Below are 844 nucleotides of genomic sequence, written 5' to 3' on the forward strand. Positions count from 1 at the left end.
ACCGCGATCTTCGTCGGCGGGACGATGTTGCCGACGCCCTCGGCGGCGTTCGCCCAAACCGCGGCCGACCTGTTCCTCAACCCGCTAGGCTTCGACGCCGGCGACGATCCGACGGTCTGCGTGATCGGTGCCGGCATCTGCGATTCCCCGCTGCAGGTGCTGACCACCCCGCAGCTGATCCTGCAGGGGCACAGCAGTTTCGTCGGCGCGGCCGAGATCGTGCGGGCGGTGCACGCCCAGCTCGACGCCAACCCGGGCGCCTACGATGCCGACAACCCGCTGTGGATATTCGGCTACTCGCAGGGCGCCACGGCCGGTTCGATCGCGATGGCCCAGCTGGAACACGACGGCGTCGACCCGCAGTTGCTGCATTTCGTGTTCATCGGCAATCCGGTCGGTGCCGACACCGCGTCGGAGGGTATGGGCGGGGTTTCCTCCTCCGACTTCTTCGACACTGCTCTGCTGTCGGGTGTCCAGACCCCGAACAACTGGTTCGCGGTAACCGATTACACGATCCCCGGAGATCCGGTCACCGACCCCACGTCCACCTCTGAGCTCGGTTTGTTCTACGAGCACATGATGTATCTGGGGCTCACGCCCGATCAGGTGGCCAACCACCTGGCCACCACCGACGGCGCGATCACCGACATCGACATCTCCGGTGACTTCGACCAGTTCGGCGCCTGGATCAATGCGTGGAGCCACGGGCTGGTCGACAGCGGTTGGTGGGAAGGCTTGTTCTACTCAGTTGTGGCGTTCTTCTACAGCGCCTTCGGCAACATCGAGGGCTTCTTCACCGAATGGATGGGCATCGACTGGGGCGGGGTGGAAGACACGCTCGACT

The 844-nt window shown here is 64.7% G+C and carries 1 protein-coding gene; it reads left to right on the forward strand.

From position 1 onward, the window contains the following. The coding region (locus A5771_RS21520) for a PE-PPE domain-containing protein (protein ID WP_064856258.1) at positions 1-844 on the forward strand (844 nt) is incomplete at both ends.

The organism is Mycolicibacter sinensis (genome assembly GCF_001667375.1).
GTDB lineage: Bacteria > Actinomycetota > Actinomycetes > Mycobacteriales > Mycobacteriaceae > Mycobacterium > Mycobacterium sinense_A.